The 19,113-nt window shown below is 47.1% G+C and carries 13 protein-coding genes; 4 read left to right on the top strand and 9 right to left on the bottom strand.

Annotated elements, in window-relative coordinates; all coding sequences use genetic code 11:
* Positions 1 to 304: 304 nt before the first annotated feature.
* Positions 305 to 2,323 (bottom strand): methyl-accepting chemotaxis protein, encoded by a 2,019-nt coding sequence (locus AB4482_RS09785; protein ID WP_102398450.1) that lies wholly within the window; start codon positions 2,321 to 2,323, stop codon positions 305 to 307.
* Positions 2,324 to 2,523: 200 nt separating this feature from the next.
* Entirely contained in the window at positions 2,524 to 3,864 is a 1,341-nt protein-coding gene (locus tag AB4482_RS09780) for a carbohydrate porin (protein ID WP_102393058.1), read from the bottom strand.
* A 53-nt stretch (positions 3,865 to 3,917) separates the two neighbouring features.
* On the opposite strand from AB4482_RS09780, the gene AB4482_RS09775 reads away from it, so the two are divergent.
* Positions 3,918 to 4,208, top strand: a complete 291-nt coding sequence (locus tag AB4482_RS09775; protein WP_102398452.1) for a hypothetical protein — start codon at positions 3,918 to 3,920, stop codon at positions 4,206 to 4,208.
* Positions 4,209 to 4,237: 29 nt separating this feature from the next.
* Here the strand turns inward: AB4482_RS09775 and AB4482_RS09770 are convergent, their stop codons facing one another.
* Both AB4482_RS09770 and AB4482_RS09765 read right to left on the bottom strand, forming a co-directional pair.
* Positions 4,238 to 6,298 carry a prolyl oligopeptidase family protein gene (locus AB4482_RS09770; RefSeq protein WP_372180865.1) on the bottom strand — a complete coding sequence of 687 codons (2,061 nt, stop codon included), beginning with the start codon at positions 6,296 to 6,298 and terminating at the stop codon, positions 4,238 to 4,240.
* A gap of 11 nt (positions 6,299 to 6,309) precedes the next feature.
* Positions 6,310 to 7,227, bottom strand: a complete 918-nt coding sequence (locus AB4482_RS09765; RefSeq protein WP_009846145.1) for a LysR family transcriptional regulator — start codon at positions 7,225 to 7,227, stop codon at positions 6,310 to 6,312.
* 247 nt (positions 7,228 to 7,474) lie between these two features.
* Between AB4482_RS09765 and AB4482_RS09760 the strand changes: the two genes are divergently transcribed.
* The 3 genes from AB4482_RS09760 (at position 7,475) to AB4482_RS09750 (ending at position 13,496) form a co-directional block, all read left to right on the top strand.
* Positions 7,475 to 9,169, top strand: coding sequence for an L-lactate permease (locus tag AB4482_RS09760; protein WP_372180863.1), 1,695 nt, complete (start codon positions 7,475 to 7,477; stop codon positions 9,167 to 9,169).
* Positions 9,170 to 9,370: 201 nt separating this feature from the next.
* Positions 9,371 to 10,510 (top strand): FMN-dependent L-lactate dehydrogenase LldD, encoded by a 1,140-nt coding sequence (lldD, locus tag AB4482_RS09755; RefSeq protein ID WP_102320301.1) that lies wholly within the window; start codon positions 9,371 to 9,373, stop codon positions 10,508 to 10,510.
* A gap of 130 nt (positions 10,511 to 10,640) precedes the next feature.
* Positions 10,641 to 13,496 carry an FAD-binding and (Fe-S)-binding domain-containing protein gene (locus tag AB4482_RS09750; protein WP_372180862.1) on the top strand — a complete coding sequence of 952 codons (2,856 nt, stop codon included), beginning with the start codon at positions 10,641 to 10,643 and terminating at the stop codon, positions 13,494 to 13,496.
* A 121-nt stretch (positions 13,497 to 13,617) separates the two neighbouring features.
* On the opposite strand, the gene AB4482_RS09745 is transcribed toward AB4482_RS09750, so the two are convergent.
* The 5 genes from AB4482_RS09745 to AB4482_RS09725 all read right to left on the bottom strand — a co-directional run bounded on the left by AB4482_RS09745 (position 13,618) and on the right by AB4482_RS09725 (position 18,938).
* Positions 13,618 to 13,860: a hypothetical protein gene (locus AB4482_RS09745; protein WP_017061558.1), complete on the bottom strand. Its 243-nt coding sequence runs from the start codon at positions 13,858 to 13,860 to the stop codon at positions 13,618 to 13,620.
* A 152-nt stretch (positions 13,861 to 14,012) separates the two neighbouring features.
* Positions 14,013 to 15,749, bottom strand: a complete 1,737-nt coding sequence (locus AB4482_RS09740; protein ID WP_050653167.1) for an ABC transporter permease subunit — start codon at positions 15,747 to 15,749, stop codon at positions 14,013 to 14,015.
* A 4-nt stretch (positions 15,750 to 15,753) separates the two neighbouring features.
* Positions 15,754 to 17,283 carry an ABC transporter substrate-binding protein gene (locus tag AB4482_RS09735; RefSeq protein ID WP_372180860.1) on the bottom strand — a complete coding sequence of 510 codons (1,530 nt, stop codon included), beginning with the start codon at positions 17,281 to 17,283 and terminating at the stop codon, positions 15,754 to 15,756.
* Positions 17,284 to 17,331: 48 nt separating this feature from the next.
* The gene (locus AB4482_RS09730) at positions 17,332 to 18,183 is read right to left on the bottom strand and encodes an ABC transporter ATP-binding protein (RefSeq protein WP_372180859.1); all 852 of its coding nucleotides are present in this window, start codon (positions 18,181 to 18,183) and stop codon (positions 17,332 to 17,334) included.
* Complete coding sequence (locus tag AB4482_RS09725; RefSeq protein ID WP_372180858.1) at positions 18,180 to 18,938, bottom strand: ATP-binding cassette domain-containing protein; 759 nt, start codon at positions 18,936 to 18,938, stop codon at positions 18,180 to 18,182. Before AB4482_RS09725 ends, AB4482_RS09730 begins: the two co-directional genes overlap by 4 nt.
* Positions 18,939 to 19,113 lie beyond the last annotated feature (175 nt).

Genomic DNA, 19,113 nt, shown 5'->3' with positions numbered 1-19,113 from the left:
ACTTCACGCCATGAAACTGTTTCATGAAATTATTGTTCATATTATCAAGATGGCGCTCGGTTACTTGTTCGTCAGATCAAACAAGCCCGCCTAAATCCATTTTTTGAAAACGTCATTTGATGATGAATCCGCAGCTGACGGCAATATACACGGGGAAAGTGACCTTGTTATTTCAATGGCCTTTCGAAATTGTATGAGAACATTTCACGGTAATTTTAGCTCAAAGCCTTTTCATCAGAAAAACCAGATACGAAAACGCCCAGCGGAAGGCTGGGCGTGAAATCATAGAAGAAATTAGCTGGCTCTAATCTTTGTGATTAGATGATTCCGCTAACTTAAACTCTTGAGTTAATGAGAATTGCTGTTGCGACATAGTTTCAAGCTGTTGACCGTGGGAAAAAAGCACTTGAGAACGTTGCGAGTTATCTTCAGCCAAGGTGTGTATCTGACTGATATTTTGAGTGACTTGAGAGGCAACGACTTGATGCTCTGTCGTCGCGGTCGCAATTTGATGGCTTCTTTGCTCTACTTCGTTCAGAAGATCAGACACCGTCGATATCGAGTGATTCACTTCGCCCGTTTGCTCAACACATTGAACCATACCCACCATGCACTGATTGATCTGTTCAACCGCCAGTTTAGAGCTAGTTTGCAACTGCTCGATCTTGTTGTGTATCTCTTGCGTAGAAGCATTGGTTTTGGCCGCTAACACGCGAACTTCATCAGCCACCACAGAGAAACCGCGCCCTTGTTCTCCTGCTCGCGCCGCTTCAATGGCGGCATTCAATGCCAACAAATTGGTTTGTTCAGAGATACCAGATATTACATCCAAAATAGAGCCAATACTGGCGCTTTCGCTTTCAAGCTGACCAATGGTCGCTGTTGATTCTGCTAACTTACGCTCTAAACTGCCCATCAACTCGACGCTTTTGTCCATCGTCTGTTGGCCATGATTGGAACTCGACACCGCTTCGGTCACCAAGGTTAACGTTTGATTAGCGGCTTGAGTTATTTCGGTCACTGAGCACTCGATTTGCTCCATGGCCGTTGCCACCATCACGGTCTGATTGGTTTGGTCTTGCATCGCCTCGCTCAATGAACGGCTAGTGCTTTGGTTCTCTAAAGATGCTTCTTTTAGGCGCGTTGACGATTGGCGCATGTTCTCAATCATTTGAGTCAGGTGACTGATCACTAAGTTGACCTTGTCGCTCACTGAGCCGAACTCATTATTGGCTTGATACTGCACCATCGCGCTCAAGTCTTTATTGGCAACTTGGTCGAGTGCACTTTGTAGCAGCTTGCTTGGTTTACGGATACCTTTGGCAATATTCAACCCGATCAACAGAGCAATAAGCACGGAAGCAAGTGCAATAAAACCCTGCATCACAAGGGCTTGCTGTGAAGAGTCCATCGATTCGTGATACAGGCGTGTCGCGGTGTCTTCAGCGTACATTGAAAGCTCATCAAAGTGACTTAACTGTTGATCGATTAGCTGTTCAATTTCCTGCTTTTGAAGGGAGATAGACTCATCGAGTTTGACGGTTTCTTTATGGGTAGCGACTGAGCCACTGGCTGAAAACGCGTGTGAAGCGAGCAACGATAAAGACTGTTTACTGCGGCGCAGCAAAGATGAATCCAGATTATCTAAACCTGCGACCGCTTGTTCGAATCGCTCTTTGCGACTTTGTAGGCGACGCTCTACCCCACGAACCTCCGAAGATGTTTGCAGTGAAAACGCTTCGTTGGCTTCCGCGGCAATCAAACTCAATTGCACCAACAAAGCTTCGACTGCCTTTTGTGTCTGCTCTGAATCTGCACTCGCGAGTTGATTCACCAAAGTATTATTGAGCTGTCCAACCACAGATTGAAATTGCGCTTGTCCCATCGAACCGAGATCTTTGCTATCCAAATACTCAACATAAAGCTCTAATACCTGCTCTATCTTATCGATAGTCAACAAACCTGTTTGAGTGATGTTGTTAAGCATGGCTTCCATTTGTGAACCAGCTACGCCCTTACCTTCGAACCAGTTCAATTGCTGCTGATATAGCTCGATGTTGTTTAAGACGGTTTGTTTCAGTGGCTCAAGTTCATCAATATAGTTAGCGGATAAGTAGGGTGTGGTGCTGCGATTAATGTCCAGAAATCGGATGGTTAACGTTGAAGATTGAAGTATTAATGGCGTAGCTTGCTGGGTGATGTTTTCGATTCGAGTGGTGATGTCTTTATTGCTACTGATGCTTAACCATGCAGAACCCAGCATGATCACAATCAGTACGAAGAAACCTAAATAAACTCGAGACACGATGGAAGAAAGTCTCATAGTAAATCCCTGATCTAGTGGCGAAAAAAAGGGCACAAAAATGTGCCCAAGAATGGAGTTAATTGAAACGTGCCCTAATCAATCTGCCTTTAGGGCTAAAATGGACAGTATTTACGTACTATTGAAAAGCATGGATATTCGAAAGCATGGCTCTTTGAAAATATGCCGAATTCAAAGAGCCGCTCTTTCTATATCGGTGATTACCACCAAGCTTCAAACATTGCGCCGAACGACAATGTGTCAACATTCGTTGTCTTCACTGTGTTGCCTTTGGTTTCTACATCACCCACGGTTGTGTAGAAACGAAGCATTGGACGGCTCCAAGGTAAGCCACCTAAAGATACGTTTTGAGACAAAGTGACTTTCCACGCGTTCTCTTCACCGTCATCATCGTAATCAACCATGCCGTAGCCAGCTTCTAACCATGTAGAGTGAACATCATCCCATTGGTACTGTGGACGAACGATACCCGCGTATTCAGTATTCTCACGATCTAAGTCTGAGCCAGAGTTGTCTTTGTAAGACACTAAGTAATCAATGATGAACTGTTCAGATGCAGCGTAGCTACCCTCAACACTTGCATAAAAAGTCTGGTAATCACCTTTAAGGTCATATACCGATGAATCGGCACCGTCACCGTACTTAACAACCAACTTGTTAGACTCACCCAAGCCTAATGTTGCACCTACTAGGTAGGCCGTTTCATCACTGACTTTTTGTCCTTGAGTCACGACAGGCTGCATTGAATCTGTCACTGGATCGTATACGTACTCAGTCGTCGTAGACGTATCCGCTTCGCTCGATGCAAAACCGTAGTTCGCGTAAAAATCCAGATTACCAATACCTGCGTCAATACTGTGTAGCTTCGCTGTCACGGCGTATCGGCCATTGTCATTTACGAGGCCGCCTTTCACTTGGCCAACAAAGCCCATATCTAGCTTAGCGCCGCCGAAATCTAGGTTGTTAAAGCCAGCGCCTTGACCATCGTGTGTCATCCAGAAGTAATCGTTCAAACCTTGTTGCGGACGTTGATGGAAGTCGCGACCAGCCCACATATAAAGTTCTGGTTGGCTTTCAAATACGTTAGTTACACCTGCGTACATTTTTTTCATACTCAGGCCGCCGTCGTCAGCCCAAGCGTCTGCTTCCCAGTGGTCAGCCATGAATACGATGTCCCAAATCGCACCATTGTCAGCTTGGAAAAGCTTAGCTAGCTGAACCTCACCACCATTAGCTTCGTTACCCAAACGACCGACAGAACGACCTGTTGTACCGATGTCTACGTAACGCTCATCACCGCTCTTGTAGTGAGCGCCGTAACGAGCATAACCAGAGAAGACGATGCCATCTGGCACCTTAGTTTCTGCTGTTAAAACTGCGGGTTGTTGATCATTAACATAATCAATATCCACAACCTTAGATTCTAACTCTTGAATTCGTTTTTCTAATGCTTCGATATTAGTATCAGCAGCAAAAGAAGAGAGTGAAGCAAGCGATGCCGCCACTGCGACTGTTATTGGCAAAAGCTTAAATTTTTGCATTGTATTTCCCTATTATTTTTTTGAGTTTTCATCGAACAGGGAAATATTAAGCAATGAAAGAGTTGAAAAGTTGGTCGCTGTTCACACTGATAAATCAGCTTAAATGCCATGAAACTTTTAGAAAATCCATGACTAAAACTACTGACTTTAGATCAACAGGTTATAGTGAAAAATGCGTAAAATATCAGCTTGAAATCGCTTTCATTTCATCAGTAATGGTGGCGGCTATCACGGAAAAGGGTGTCGAAAAGCAAAGAGAACGAGGTGTGAACTTGATTGATTTTCATATATATGAAAAGCCTCAAAATCTAAGGCAGATTTTGAGGCTTTTTGGTCTGAGTTAAATACCCAGTTATCTAAAATCAAGTATTCGCTAAAGTGAATCTAGGGACTCAATCCCCATATTGAACAAGGTAAATGCGTAGATATCTGCAGTGAGATCGATCGCTTTACTCAATGGCATTCCAGCACCATGCCCTGCATTTACGTCAATACGAATCATCACGGGCGCACTACCTTCATGCTTATCTTGCAGCTCTGAGATGAACTTATAAGAGTGAGCCGGTACTACGCGGTCATCGTGATCAGCGGTCGTCACCAATGTTGCTGGATAATCCGTGCCACGCACCACATTATGAACCGGAGAATAGCCAAGCAGATATTCGAACATCTCTCTGTTCTGCGCGGATGTGCCATAGTCGTACGCCCACCCTTCGCCAGACGTGAATGTGTGGTAACGCAACATGTCCAACACCCCAACAGCAGGCAGAGCCACTTGGAACAGCTCAGGCTTTTGTGTCATACAAGCTCCTACCAGCAAGCCTCCGTTAGAACCGCCGCGAATCGCCAACTTATCGCTACTGGTGTAGTTTTCTTCAATTAAGAACTCGGCAGCAGCAATGAAGTCGTCAAAGACATTCTGCTTTTTCTGCTGAGTTCCCGCTTTGTGCCACGCCTTACCATACTCACCACCGCCACGCAGGTTCGGCACCGCATATACGCCACCCAGTTCTAGCCAACTGCCAACCGTGCCCGAGAAAGAAGGCGTTAGGCTAACGTTAAAGCCACCATAGGCGTACAACATGGTAGGATTATTGCCATCTAACACTAATCCCTTCTTATAAGAGATAAGCATCGGAACCTTGGTGCCATCCTTCGAGGTATAGAAGACTTGTTTAGACTCAAATTGATCCGACTCAAACGGAGACTCAGAGCGTTGGTAGATTTCAGAATTGCCTGATTCGACATCGAAAGAGAAAATCGTTGGCGGCGTTACATAGTTGGTAAAGGTGTAATAAAGCTGAGTTTGCTCGTTTTTTCCACCTAAGCCACTGGCCGTTCCCAGCCCAGGCAAATGAATTTCACGAACTAGGTTACCTTGGTAATCCAACTGCTCAATCTTAGACACCACATCCACCATGTAGTGAGCAAACAAGTGGCCACCACCCGTGCTGATATCCAATGGCTGTGGCTTTTCAGGGATGATTTCGAGCCATTTCCCATCGCGAGTACCAAAGCTCACCACCTTGCCATTCGGCGCATCAAGATTCGTATATAGAATGAAGGTCTCATCTTGGTTATCGATGAGATAAATGTCGCTATCCACATGATCAATCAGCGTGTTCAGCTGTTGTTCTGGTGAGTTTAAATCGATATAGAACAGTCTATTACCCGATGTCGACTCTCGCCCTAGAATGATCAAGTAACGGTCGTCTTCGGTGGTATAGCCTGATACATAGCGGTGCTGCTCAGCGTTGTTCTCACCAAAGATAACTTTGTTGCTAGCTTGCTCTGTACCCAACTCATGGAAGTACAGCTTGTGTTGCTCAGTACGAGCAGAGAGTTCACTGCCGTCTGGCTTGTCGTAACTAGAGTAATAAAAGCCGCGATTACCCAACCAAGAAATACCAGTAAATTTGGCGTCAGTGATTTCGGCTTCAAGCTGCTGTTTAGTCTCGGTATCAATCACGAAGATCTTGCGCCAGTCGCTACCACCTTCAGAAATGCTGTACGCCACTAAGCTGTAGTCTTTAGAAAACGACACCGAGCCTAGAGATGTGGTGCCGTCTTCCGAGAAGGTATTCGGATCTAGGAATACTTCAATCGACTGACCTTCTTTCTGACGATAAAGAATACTGTGATTCTGCAGTCCATCATTCTTATAGAAATAGGTGTAATCACCTCGCACAAACGGCTGTGAGCTCTTTTTGTAGTCTTGCGCTTTCGCTAATCGCTCTCGCAGTTCTGCGCGATACGGGATTTGAGCGAGGTAATCAAACGTGATTGCGTTTTGACTCGCCACCCACTTCGCGGTCTCGTCACTTCTGTCGTCTTCTAGCCAACGATATGAGTCTTCGATTATCTGACCAAAGTAGTCATCGCTGACGATCTGTTTATTGGTGATTGGATATGGATACTCTTTTAAATAGCTCATCGTGATCCTTATTAAAAATAGTGAGAAATCGTCAAGTAGCGCGTTCTGATATGTTCAATCAATAACTTAATCTTGTTTGGTGGCTGGCGAGTAAAAGGGTACACCGCATAAATTCCCAGCTTTTTACCGACTAAATCAGGGAAGATATCCACCAGCTGGCCGTTACGAATATCGTGATACACCAGACAACGTGGCACGTACGCCACACCATGACCGCCCAAAGCGGCTTTTCGTAATGCCGTCGCGTTATCGGTAGAGAAAGAGCCAGAGACGCGCACGATGTATTTGTCGTTGTCGGTACAGCCATCCTTACTGTGTAAGAACTGCCACTCACTAGCGCCTGTCGTTTGATAAGCGTATTGCAAGCAATTGTGCTCAACCAAATCCTTGGGCTGCATCGGCTTACCGTTCTTAGCAATATAAGACGGCGAAGCGCACACCACCCATTGTGAATCCAATATATGACGAGCAATGAGGCTTGAATCTTCCAAGTAGCCGGTTCGAATCACCAAATCGAGACCATCCTCAACCAAGTCGACAAAGCGATTATTCAGAGACATATCGACCGTTAAACCTGGGTGCATATTACAAAACTCGGCAACAGCGTCTGCCAGAATCAAATCTCCGGAGATAGTAGGCACTGACATTTTGATATGACCACTAACATTTTCACCAAAGCCTGAAACTGCGTCCATAGCCTCTTGAGCCGCCTGCTTCACATTTTTGGCTCCGTGTAACATTGCCTTACCCGCCTCGGTAAGCGTCAATTTACGCGTGGTTCGATATAATAGCTGCACGCCAATCTCTTCTTCCAAACGCGCAATTCTCTTACTAACTACCGAATTTGTAAGGTTATTTTGCTCTGCCACCTTACTAAAACTGCCCAGCTCTACTACCTGTGAAAACAGGATCAAATCGTCTGCTCGCATTTGATTATGCCAATTTTGGAATTAATTATTTTCATTATTTCCCTATATCAATAAAAAATAAAGGGGTAAATTCACGCCAAATTAACAAAACAATTACAAAAACAGCTTTTGCAATCACATCGGTTACAAATAAAGCGACTCTAATTACAACAATTGAATCCTCGAGATTCAGATTACACCTACAAAACTAATGACGTGTTATTCACTTCAAACATGAACGTTTGAAAACAAGTACGAGGAAGTACCCATGAGTGAAACTCTACTAGCATTATTGGCCTTTTCGCCAATAGTTATTGCAGCGATTCTGCTGGTTGGCCTTAACTGGCCTGCAAAAAAAGCGATGCCCGTGGCATTTGCATTAACCGTTGCTATCGCCCTATTCGCATGGGATATGTCTAGCACTCGCGTGCTGGCTTCAGTATTCCAAGGCTTCGGCATTACCGTGTCGGTTCTCTGGATTGTGTTTGGCGCCATCTTCTTATTAAACACTTTGAAACACACCGGAGCTATCACCACCATCCGCAACGGATTTACTGACATATCAGCAGACCGTCGTGTACAAGCGATCATCATTGCTTGGTGTTTTGGTTCATTCATTGAGGGCGCATCTGGCTTCGGCACACCCGCTGCAATCGCCGCTCCCTTACTCGTTGCAATCGGCTTCCCAGCATTAGCTGCGGTACTGATGGGCATGATGATTCAATCTACGCCGGTATCGTTTGGCGCGGTTGGTACACCTATCATTGTTGGCGTAAACAAAGGTTTGGATACGCACAACATCGGTGAAAGCCTGATTGCCAATGGTTCAACATGGGATGCTTACCTACAACAGATCACATCAAGTGTTGCGATCATCCACGCCTGCGTTGGTGTGATGATTCCTGTATTGATGGCGATGATGCTGACTCGCTTCTTCGGTAAGAACAAAAGCTGGACTGAAGGTCTTGATATCCTGCCATTCGCACTGTTCGCAGGTGCCGCTTTCACCATTCCTTACGCACTAACGGGTGTTTTCCTAGGTGCTGAGTTCCCATCACTGATTGGTGGTTTGGTTGGCCTTGCGATTGTTGTAACAGCAGCAAAACGCGGCTTCCTAGTACCTAAATCAAAATGGGATTTTGAGAGCGAAGACAAGTGGCCTGCAGAATGGCTAGGTTCTCTGAAAATCGACCTTGACGACAACAATCAAGGCCATAAGAAGATGAGCATGGCGATGGCATGGGCACCATACGTGCTGCTAGCGGTGACCTTGGTTGCGAGCCGCGTGAGCCCTGAATTCAAAGGCCTACTGAAGAGCGTTAGCCTATCGTTCAGCAACATCCTTGGTGAAACCGGTGTGAGCACTGCGATTCAGCCTCTGTATCTACCGGGCGGTATCTTGGTCTTCGTCGCGCTGGTTGCTGTTCTCATGCAATCTCGCAGCGCAACGCCACTGGCTAAAGCCTTCGGTGAATCGAGCAAGACTCTGATTGGCGCAGGCTTTGTGTTGGTGTTCACCATCCCAATGGTTCGTATCTTCATTAACTCTGGTGTGAATGGCGCAGATTTAGCAAGTATGCCCGTAACCACGGCAAACTTCGCAGCTGACCTCGTTGGTAGCGCATTCCCAGCATTGAGTGCAACGGTTGGTGCGTTAGGTGCCTTCATTGCAGGTTCGAACACAGTTTCAAACATGATGTTCAGCCAGTTCCAATTCGAAGTAGCGCAGACTCTGACTATCTCTAGTGCGGTGGTTGTTGCTCTACAAGCCGTTGGTGCAGCAGCAGGTAACATGATTGCGATTCACAACGTGGTAGCGGCATCAGCAACTGTTGGCTTGCTAGGACGCGAAGGTGCAACCCTACGTAAGACAATCATTCCAACGTTCTACTACTTGGTGATGACAGGCATCATCGGCCTAGTGGTTATCTACGGATTCAAAATGACCGACGCACTTATGTAAACCATAAGTCGTTCAAAAGCACTTGGCGTTAATACTCAATTCCCCGACAGCGACACCGTCTAATAAGACAGTTGATGAGTTCCGGGATGGATACTAGAGCACATCAACACCCATGGGTATTAACGCCATTTTCCCGAATTAAAGCAGCCCAAACCAAGCTCTCAAAGAAGAGCAACATCCCAAGAATTTAGGACTGAAATTATGATCATATCCGCATCGACTGATTACCGCGCCGCAGCAAAAGCGAAATTACCACCGTTTCTTTTCCACTACATTGATGGTGGCTCTTACGGAGAACATACCCTACGTCGCAACACGGCTGACCTAGCTGAGATTGCGCTAAAACAACGCGTACTCAACGACATGTCGGACCTAAATTTGGAAACCGAACTATTTGGCGAGAAGCTAGCGATGCCAATCGCACTGGCGCCTGTTGGTTTAACGGGTATGTACGCAAGACGCGGTGAAGTACAAGCAGCAAAAGCCGCCGACAACAAAGGCATCCCTTTTACCATGTCGACCGTGTCGGTATGTCCGATTGAAGAAGTTGCACCTAAGATTGAACGCCCAATGTGGTTCCAACTTTACGTGTTAAAAGACCGTGGCTTCATGAAGAACGTTCTTGAACGCGCTAAAGCCGCTGGCGTCACAACACTGGTCTTCACCGTGGATATGCCCGTACCCGGCGCTCGCTACCGTGACATGCACTCAGGAATGAGTGGTCCAAATGCAGCAGTACGCCGCGTATTCCAATCTATGCGTCATCCTAGCTGGGCAGTTGATGTCGGCTTACTGGGTAAACCACACGACCTAGGCAACATCTCTACTTATCGTGGTTCTCCTACCAAGCTGGAAGACTACATCGGTTGGTTAGGTGATAACTTCGACCCGTCGATTTCATGGAAAGATCTAGAGTGGATTCGTGATTTCTGGGACGGTCCAATGGTCATCAAGGGCATTCTTGATGAAGAAGATGCAAAGGATGCGGTGAGATTTGGCGCAGACGGCATTGTGGTTTCAAACCACGGCGGCCGCCAGCTTGACGGCGTTCTATCAAGTGCCAAAGCGCTGCCTTCGATTGCTGATGCAGTTAAAGGCGACACCAAAATTCTGGTCGACTCTGGCATTCGTACTGGCTTAGATGTAGTTCGCATGATGGCGATGGGCGCAGACTGCACCTTGCTTGGCCGCTCTTTCGTTTACGCGTTAGCAGCGCAAGGACAAGCAGGTGTTGAGAACCTACTCGACCTGTACGACAAAGAGATGCGCGTTGCGATGACTCTAACTGGCGCCAAGACAATCAAAGACTTAACCCGTGAATCTTTGGTGGGGCTAGATTAAGTCCGTTGATTCACTGTAATGCTTTGGTCTACTTAGACCGAAGTTCAATCGGTGTCACAGCAATTACACTGCCGTTGTGACACCGTTTAAAAACAAATCAGTGCCAAATAAGAAGCACAAGGAAGCAAAGATGGAGACAAACACATCTCATGAGCGAGTAATAGACGCACAAGCTTATCAGCAGCTTGAAGCGATACTGGCTCAAAAAATAGAAACGGAACGCATTGTCACGCAAGAGGCAAAGCGATTGGCTTACGGCACCGATGCGAGTTTTTATCGCTTGGTGCCGAAAATGGTTCTAAGGCTCAAGAACTTAGACGAAGTCATATTCACCATTCAAAGCTGTCGCGAACTCGGTATTCATTTTACCTTTCGCGCCGCGGGCACCAGCCTTTCAGGGCAAGCGGTTTCAGACTCGGTACTCATCACACTGACCGACGACTGGCGTGGCCATGAAATTGTCGACAACGGCAATCAAATCATTCTTCAGCCCGGTGTAATTGGCGCAGATGCCAACAAATACCTCGCCCCTTTCCAACGTAAAATCGGCCCAGACCCAGCCTCTATCAACACCTGTAAAATTGGCGGTATTGCCGCGAACAACGCCAGCGGTATGTGTTGTGGTACTGCGCAAAACTCCTATCGCACCGTCGAGAGCATGAAAATCGTATTGAGTGATGGTTCCCTGCTTGATACGGCAGATAACGCCAGCGTTGAAGCTTTCAAGCAATCACACAAAACGTTGTTTGAAGGCATTATTGATTTACACAGACAGACTAGCTCAAATCAAGAACTGGCAGACAGAATCCGCCACAAGTACCGTCTTAAAAACACCACCGGCTACGCGCTCAATGCATTGGTCGATTACCACGACCCAATTGAGATCATAAAACACCTGATGATTGGCTCAGAAGGCACACTAGGCTTCATAGCCGAGATCACTTACAACACGGTGATTGAACACCCGAACAAAGCTTCAGCGCTATTGGTGTTTGCCGACATCGAGCAAGCAAGTAAAGCCGTAACTACATTATCCAAAACTCCGGTTGCAGCCGTTGAGTTGATGGACGGCAGGGCGCTACGTTCTGTCGCGGATAAACCGGGTATGCCTGCGTTTATGCCAAACCTAGATTTAGAAGCGGCGGCTATTTTGGTGGAATCACACGCCAGCTCCCAGCAGGACTTAGATTTACAATGTAAATCAATTTTGGATGCATTGGCTGATTACACGATTGTTGAATCGGTCCCTTTTACGTCCGATCCAAAGACTGTTGCAACCCTGTGGGGCATTCGAAAAGGCATGTTCCCAGCAGTTGGGGCCGTTCGTGAAGTTGGCACAACCGTTATCATCGAAGACGTGGCTTTCCCTGTTGAAAACCTGGCTAACGGTATTCGAGAGCTGCAAGAGTTGTTCGATAAATACGACTACAGCGAAGCGATCATTTTCGGCCATGCACTCGAAGGCAACCTTCATTTTGTGTTTACCCAAGGCTTCGACAGCCAAGAAGAGATCGACCGTTACGGCGGTTTCATGGATGACGTTGCCGAGCTAGTTGCAGTGAAGTATCAAGGTTCACTGAAAGCGGAACACGGCACGGGCCGAAACATGGCACCTTATGTGGAATTGGAATGGGGCAAAGATGGCTATGCCTTGATGCAACAGATCAAAGCGCTGTTTGACCCAGAAAGGCTGCTTAACCCCGGCGTTATCATCAACGACAATCCAAACTCCCACATCACAGACCTGAAGCCGATGCCTGCTGCCGATGACCTTGTCGACCGCTGTATCGAGTGTGGCTTCTGTGAGCCTGTTTGTCCGTCTCGTACCTTAACTCTATCGCCACGCCAACGTATCGTGCTGTACCGCGAGTTACAACGCCGCCGAGCTGCGGGTGAAGAGATAGAAGCAAGCGAACTAGAGAAAACCTTTGAATACCAAGGCATTGATACTTGCGCTGCAACAGGCCTATGTGCGGAGCGTTGCCCCGTGGGCATCAACACTGGCGATTTAGTGAAGAAGCTTCGTATCGCCAAGTACGAGAAATTTACGCCAATCGCTAAGTGGACAGCGGATCATTTCTCGACCACCACTAAGCTGACCAAGGCTGGCCTCAAAACCAACCAAGTGGCGAGTAAGGTTCTGGGCGCCAACACGGTCGGCAAGCTTACCAATGGCCTACGCTCAGTGACCAAAGGCGCGACACCGATTTGGATGCCAGAGATGCCGCAATCCAACAACCACTCCCTCACGGCTTCACCAATGACAGCCGAAACATCGAACAACGCGAAGAAAGTGGTTTACCTCCCTTCGTGTGCCAGTCGAACCATGGGGCAACAAAGTGATGCGGGCGACCAACGTCCTCTTACTGAAGTGACCATGTCTTTGCTCAACAAGGCAGGATTCGAGGTAATTCTACCGAAGAAGCTAGATGACCAATGCTGTGGTATGCCTTACGACAGCAAAGGAATGACCGATTTAGCCCAATCTAAAGCGCAACAACTCGAAGAAGTGTTATGGCAAGCCAGTCGTCAGGGTGAATACCCGGTACTGATGGACACCAGTCCGTGCGCCAAACGCAGTATTGAGCAGTTCACCAAGCCATTAGAGGTGTTAGAGCCAACAGGGTTTGTGAATCAATATTTGCTTGAACATCTGACGCTTGAGCCGCTACAAGAAACCGTGATGCTGCATGTCACGTGTAGCTCTCGTCGAATGGGCTTAGAAGGCGCGATGTTAAACCTTGCTAAAGCGTGTACCGAAGAGGTGATTGTTCCAGAGCATATTCAATGTTGTGGTTGGGCAGGTGACAAAGGCTTCACTACACCAGAGCTGAATGAGGCGGCGGTACACCCACTCAAGGAACAAGTGCCGAGCAACTGCACTCGTGGCTTTAGTAACAGCCGAACCTGTGAGATCGGTTTATCACACCACAGTGGCATTCCGTATCAATCAATCTTGTACTTGGTGGACGAAGTGGCGCAGTAGATCCACTCATACTGCGAGCAACGTGCTCAAGCTTAAAACGAAAAATGGCAGCCCAATCAGGCTGCCATTTGTTTATTCGATTTAAAACGTATTACCGAGCTAGATATTGCTGAGCTAGCGGCTACTGAGCTAAGCGCACCAACTCTTCTGGCGAGTAGTGTTCTGCTTCTGCGCCTTTGGCGATTAAGTCGATCACTTGGAACTCGTTCATGTCACCAAACTCTTTGGTTAAGTAATCACGGAACGCTTTCTCGTTCGGCCATTTGCCTCGCACGATATAGCCATCTTCCTTATCGAAATCTTCCGTCTCAAAGAAAGAAAAGTCGGTCATACCAATATTGTGGCAATACAAAACGAGATACATGTTGAATCCTTTACACTTAACTAGGGCCTGTTTAACTTTCGAGCCGATCAAAAAGCGTCTCTAAAAAGCAGGGCTAAGGTTACAACATAAATGCTAAATCGAATACCCAATCGGATCGTCAATTTAGAAACCTCAGCGACCGGATCTTTACGTTAGTCATCAAACATCATGTTAATGGCTGCACCCAACAAGATCAGCCCAACAATTGGCCCCATGACTGCTAATGGCGCGCGCTCAATGTATGGAAGGTTCTCTGCGATCATCAAACCCCATTCAGGTGTTGGTGGCTTTGCCCCTAATCCGATGAAGCTCAGCGAGGTCAGACTTAGAGTGATAACCGGTAGCCTCAACATCGCGTGTCTTAACAACGGTGGCAATACATACGGAAGTAAGTAGAAACGGAAGATTCTAAGCTTACTGGTGCCCCATAGTGGCGCGAGGTGCGTATAAGGTTGCGCCTTGGCTTCTACGATCAAGCTTGAGCAGTGCGCGGCTAACGGCGCCCACGACACCAATACAATCGCGATTAATGCGCTGTTCGGATTCATCCCCGTTAAACCTGCAACAAGCAAGCCTGCAATGATGTATGGGATACCCTTAGTGATCTCGATAAGGCCTTGGCTAAAGCGGGTGTTGAAACCCATGATGATGCCCGTCACCAAGCTCAAGAACGTTGCCAATATGCCGGCTTGGAAGGTCGCAATCATACCAGAACCAATTCTCGCCAGTAGGTCTCGACCAATGCCATCTGCGCCCAAAGGTGCTTGCCAACTCGGTGATGCCAAGCGTGCGAATTGGCTAGTGTATGGGTCTCGGAATGCAGCCCATACAACGATAGCAATTAGGAAAGAGAAGATCGCAAAAGCAGTGACACGCTTTGCGCGGTTCTGGGTAAAACGAAACGAAGAGTGGCTACTGATGAGCTTGCCGCTTTTCAGGCTGTGGCCAAGAATCAATTGCTGAACAAACAAGCTCATGCTGCTCACGGCAATTGAAAATAGCAGCAACACCAATAAGCCGCCTTGCAGCGTTGGTAAGTCTTGCGCCTTGGCTGCACCAAGAATCATGCGCCCGATACCAGGGATCGAGAAGATAAGCTCAACCGCGACTGCGCCACCAGTTAAGCCAATCACGATCATCGCGATTTGCGGGATCAGACTGCTCAGCGCTCTTTTCAGCGCAAAGCGAATAATTTGATTGGAATGAACGTTGGCACTGAGCCAAGTGATCACCCAAGGTTCATTGAGAACGCGTTGTAAACTGTCTCTGAGTAGACGACTAAACAAGCCACTTGCAGGCAGTGCGAGCGCTAAACTCGGTAGCCAGATATCTTGCCAACCTTGCCAACCATACGGTGGTAGCCAACCTAACCAGATAGAGAACACCAATATTAATACCGAGGCCACCACATACTCTGGTAACGATATTAATACGGTGCTTAAACTGCTGTAACTCTGCCCTAGTTTGCCCTTCTTCCAACTGCGTAAGGTAGCAAGTAAGCCTGCACCACACAGTACGAAAGTCATCACAAGTGCGCTAGACATCAAGAACAGAGACGTAGATGCTGTTTTTTGAATGCTTAATGCAACCGAGGAACCATCAATCCATGATTCACCTAGATCACCTGAAAAAGCACTTCCTACCCAGTCGAGCAGGCGCTCAATGGCTGAACGGTCAAGCTGAAGATCAGCGCGTACCGCCGCTAAAGCTTCAGGCGTAAGCAGGTGTTGTTGCCCCGCCCTAGCCCGCAGAATAGATTGGCTTGGATCGATGCCTGCAATGTCAGGCATCAAACCAACAAGAATCACCACCACAATCAGTGAGGCGATTCTTGATAGCCAAGGCGTCAAGATAAATAGAGTTCGACGCAGAGTCTCAGCAGATAACATTTATTTAGTTAGCCTGTGTTGCCGGGTTAACTTGTGTCGCTTTTTTGACCTGTGTAGTTTGGTCAACCAAGCGACGTTCACTTGGGTCACGAACGACATTGCTTACACGCTCACTTTCACCTTGAATCACACGTTCGTGAAGCAGCGGGATAGCCGCGAAATCGTTAAGGATTTTTTGTTCAGCTTCGATGATCGCTTGGTGACGCAGCGCACCTAGCGGTTGTAGGTCAGCGTGATTCAGTGCTTTATCTACCTCTTGAGAACAGAACTGGCCAAGGTTGAATGAACCCTTACAACCAAAGTCGCTCATCATGTAAGCCACTGGGTCACCCGAATCTAGAACCGTTGCACGAGAAAGGATAAACGCGTCAAACTTACCAGATAGCGCATCGTTCTCGATCTGAGCATATTCACGAATATCCAGCTCAACCTTGAAACCAGCCGCTTCAAGTTGTTGCTTCAGTAGCGCTGCCACTTCTGGAAGCTCTGCACGGTCGGTAAAGGTACCAATAACAATGCTTTCGCCGTTCGCTTTTAGCGTTTTGTCAACTGCCTGACCTTCAGGTCGAATTGGTTCAGCCCAAGCAAGTGCAGGACCTAATAGGCCTTGCGCGATATCCGCGTGGTTTTCATAAACAGTATTCACGATCTGCTCACGGTCTACTGCAGCTGCCGCTACCTTACGCAGTTCAATATCGCTAAATACGCCTGACTTGTTGTTCAGGTAAAGCGTATTAGTACGAGGCATTGCCACTTCGTAAAGTAGGTTCGGATCAATGGTCGCGATTTGTGAAACGGGTACCGCTTCAACGATGTCTGCTGTACCTGTTCTTAGAGCTGCAGCGCGAGCAAAACCGTTAGGGACGTATTCTGCAATCACAGATTCAACTTGCGCTTTTTCACCCCAGTAGCCATCGAAACGTTTTAGCTTCGCGCTGGTTGTACCGTTGATTTCAGTCAGCTCAAACGGGCCAGTACCAGCACCCATTGGGCTAACACGGCCATCTTCTTGGTAAGCACTTGCTGCAAGAATCGCTAATTGAGGGCTTGATAAACGGCTTGGTAAAAGAGGGTCATCAAAGCTGGTCTTGATCTCTACGCGGTAGTTGTCCATCGCTTTCACTTCGAGATCGACACCATCTAGAATGCGTGGCTTAGGTGCAGCCTCAAGCGCTTTCTGCAAAGAGTTCACTACGGATTCTGCTGTTAATGTAGAGCCATCGTGGAATTTAACGCCTTGGCGAATCGTGAACTGCCAAGTCAGAGGATCAAGATGTTTCCAATCAGTCGCTAGCATTGGTTCTGCTTCTGAGGTTGGGCTCAAGTTCACTAACGTTTCAGCCGTGCTCCAACGTGATAGTTTGAACGCGTCATCAGAAAGTGGCGATAGGCCCGTTCTTGGTGGTTGCATCATCGCAACTCGGATTTCAGATTTTACTGCGGCATCGCTAGACCCTGGTTGAGAGTCAAAACAGCCCGTCAAAGGCAGAGCCAACGCAAGCGTGCAAGCCAGTTTGATTGAATTAAAACGCATAATTATTTTTTCTCTGTAGCTGTATTTTTTTAATAAATAAGGTTGTGTTTAACAAGTAGATTTCGAAAGAGGCTGAGACTCGATCAGCATCTGAGTCGCAGGATGAGCAGGTTTACTCATCACTTGATCGGTCGGTCCGTGCTCCACCATTTCACCATGGTCGAGTACCAGTATTTCTTCACAAAGGGCTTTTGCGGCACCTAAATCGTGAGTAACCAAAATAAGGCGCATATCGCGCTTCTTTTTTAATGAATTAACCAAGTCCAACAACCTTTGGCGATTCACTGGGTCAAGGCTGGCAGTAGGTTCATCGGCCACCAGCACTGCGGGTCTAACGACAAGAGCCCGAGCAATAGCCACACGTTGAGCTTGACCTGTAGAAAGCTGATTAGGTTTCAGTAAGAGCAAACTGGCAGGCAATCCAACGTCTGAAAGCGCCTCTTCAATGATGGCTTCATGATTACCCGAAACATCTAAGTTACTTAGAGGTTCGGCTAAGATCTGTCGAACGGTATAGTAAGGGTTGAGGCTAGTGTGGGGCTCTTGAGGCACCAATTGAATCAAGCGACACACCGTTGCTTGCGCTTTGCTATCGAGAATTGGGAGCGAATAACCGAACAAGTTTATTTGACCAACGGTTGGCGCTTTAAGGCCAAATAGCAGTTCAATTAACGTTGATTTACCGGCACCAGAACGCCCAACAATTGCTAGGCTTTTGTCTTCAACATTAAGGTCTATGTTCTGTAGCGCTTTGAACGCTTTACCACCCAACCAACTTGGTACGGAGTAGTAGTGAACACTCACATTGTCGAACTTAATCTCTATCGGTGTTTGTGTTTCTGAATCAGTCACTGGCATTAATGGCGAGGCTTCTGAGTTTAGTGATAAGGTCGAGCTCATTCGATTAAGTCTCTCAATGAACAGCAGAAAGCGTGAGAACTCGACTCAAGTGCATGTTTCGGTGCACCGTAAGCCACCACACCACCATCATCGATGACTAACAGCTTGTCACACGCCAACGCGCTATGCAGGTCATGGGTGATGAGTAAACCACCAATTTGACGCTGTTTAACATTGTGTCGAATCAGCTTAAGTATCTCTTGCTCTGTCACCGGATCTAACGCACTGGTTGGTTCATCGGCGATGATAATATCGGCGTTACTCAGCAAGCCAATCGCAATACACACACGTTGGCGTTGCCCACCCGAAATTTGGCTCGGGTACAACGGCAAGATGGTTTCTGGATTAGGAAAACCAAGTTGATTCAGCAACTCGGTAATTTGAATTTTTTCTTTTGATTTAAGCTTAGTGCGAGTTCCCGTCAAGGCAAGGCAGAGTTGACCTTCTATTGAAACCAGAGGGTTCAAAGCTTGAAGCGCATCTTGGAAGATAACTGCGGGGCGCTGTGTGGCAGTTCTTTGCAACATAGGCAAACCACACACAGCTTCACCAGATAAAGAAATATGACCTTCAACTTCAATCGTCTCTGGCAGAAACCCGGCAATAGCGCGAGAAAGCATCGACTTACCAATGCCTGACGGTCCCATGATCGCCAACAGCTCACCGTGATAAACATCGAAGTGGATATCTTGGAAAAGGGTTCTCGAAGAGGTTTTGATCGTTAGGTGGTCAACAGACAAAAGTGGGGCGTTCACGCAGATACTCACAGATAGATGTTATAACATAACAACATTATCATTTAGCTGAGGCGATGAAAAGCGGACATTGAACTGTATCGCGTTTTACTTACAATTTTATTGACCATTTATAGTGAGTCATTACATACAAAAAAGCGCTCACCAAATTTATCGTATAAAAATAGTAAAGCGC

Source organism: Vibrio sp. 10N.222.55.C7 (genome assembly GCF_041473335.1).
Taxonomy (GTDB): domain Bacteria; phylum Pseudomonadota; class Gammaproteobacteria; order Enterobacterales; family Vibrionaceae; genus Vibrio; species Vibrio crassostreae_C.
Note: the sequence above shows the minus strand (reverse complement) of the source record. Positions and strands in the feature narration are given on the sequence as shown.